Source organism: Corallococcus terminator, assembly GCF_003611635.1.
Taxonomy (GTDB): Bacteria; Myxococcota; Myxococcia; order Myxococcales; family Myxococcaceae; genus Corallococcus; species Corallococcus terminator.
The window spans coordinates 1-1,597 of record NZ_RAVZ01000667.1 but is presented as its reverse complement, the minus strand read 5'-3'; the positions used below and the strand labels follow the sequence as shown (position 1 = coordinate 1,597).

The 1,597-nt window shown below is 66.0% G+C and carries 2 protein-coding genes; one reads left to right on the top strand and one right to left on the bottom strand.

Annotated elements, in window-relative coordinates; genetic code table 11:
• Positions 1–213 precede the first annotated feature (213 nt).
• The gene (locus D7V88_RS41345) at positions 214–588 is read left to right on the top strand and encodes a hypothetical protein (protein ID WP_120545940.1); all 375 of its coding nucleotides are present in this window, start codon (positions 214–216) and stop codon (positions 586–588) included.
• 418 nt (positions 589–1,006) lie between these two features.
• Here the strand turns inward: D7V88_RS41345 and D7V88_RS41340 are convergent, their stop codons facing one another.
• Positions 1,007–1,351 carry a transposase gene (locus D7V88_RS41340; RefSeq protein WP_158625279.1) on the bottom strand — a complete coding sequence of 115 codons (345 nt, stop codon included), beginning with the start codon at positions 1,349–1,351 and terminating at the stop codon, positions 1,007–1,009.
• Between the last annotated feature and the right edge of the window lie 246 nt (positions 1,352–1,597).

Here is a 1,597-nt window from a genome sequence, read left to right as displayed (position 1 = left end):
AAAGAGGGCGCCGTCGGGTAGCGCAGCGTTGGCGGTGGCGCTCGCACCTCCAGGGCGCGTCTGGCGGGAGGACCGGCAGCCATCCCTCCAATGGGGTATTGACGATGGGGCCCCCCTGGGCCGTGCTGTCTCCACCTGTGCGAGCCGGCGCAGTCTGCAGGTCCGTGAACAACGCGTAGCCCGCAGACGTCTGCAGCACGTGGAGGAACCCGAATGTTTCGTGACGATGCCCAGCGCGCCGCCGTCTGTAACAGCTTCTTGGTCCACGTGAGCAAGCCCCCCCTTTTCACTGCCGAAGGACCCATCCCCCTGGCATTCGACCTGTTGGAAGCGTGCTCCTGGAGTTCTGGAGAGCGGGCCTTCCTTCACCTCGCGTGGACCCTGTGGGATGCCGAGAAGGCCGTCCCGTTCATGGACGTGGTCGGCTCACTGGACTCTCGGAGCTACGCGCTTCTTGCTGGCTTCATCGCCGCCCTGGGGGAGGGTTCCCCCGCCATTGACCGTTGGCTTGCGTCCGCCCATAAATCCCGGCCGCCGCCGCATGCCCTGCGCATGGTGGACAGCGTGAACAGCGACCGCGAGGAGTGACCGACTGATGGGCTTCAATCGGGATGGGCTGCCTGGACACGAAGGCTATGCAGTTGGATTCGTGACGCGGGATGGATGTGACAGTGCCGCAAGGCTGTTCCGCGAGCTGGAATACCGTCGCGACGACAATGCGCGAGAGGTCGAGTCGCTTTCCGCCGGCTGCGACTGCGGCTGGCGCTCGCCTCGCTGGGCTCCAACACCTGGCACAACATGGTTTCCCTTCATGGTGGCCACCAGCGCACTGGACGCCGAGCGGGTTCGCCAACTCTGGGAAGAGCACGCCGAGCATCAGGCAGCGCATCTCCGCTCAAGAGGTCCCCAGTGAGTCTCAACGTCCAAGCTGACGGGCTAAGTCCCGACCTTGCGGAAGCAGGGCGTTTCTCGTCCGGCGGCGCTCAGAGCCTGTTGAATTGGGCCGCTACGCAAGGCGGCGCAGCATGAGGCCGGTCATCGCGATGTGGATGAAGGTTTCGGACGAGTGCTCGTGACGCTCGTCGTCGCGAGCCAGTCGCCGCTGACGCGTCAGCCATGCGTTGGTGCGCTCCACCACCCAGCGGCGCTTTTGCACGACGAAGCCCCGGTCCTTCTCGGAGCGCCGGACAATCTCCACCTCCAGTCTGGCCTCCTTCGCGGCGTCCGCCACCACGGGCCCCTGGTAGCCCGCCTCCGCCCAGACCTTGTTCAACGTGGGAAAGTCTTCGGAGGCACGCGGGAGCACCGCACCTGCCGCGGCATCCCGGTCCTGCGCGTCGGCGGTTGTCACCCAGGCCATTGGCACCTGCCCCTCAGGAACAGCGCCATCTGCTAGTCGGACGCACTCACGTCCCGAGCGGACGGAGTGGATGGGCAAAGGCGGAAGCGGCCCTCATCTACGAGGACCTGGGCGTGGCCACGGTACTTCCCGAGACCACGCCCTCCCAGACGCGTGTCTGCTTTCGCCCGGAGTTACTCGGCCCTACCCCGTCCCTCAGTAGAAGGTGATGGTGAACTGCTCCCATGGACCCCGGGC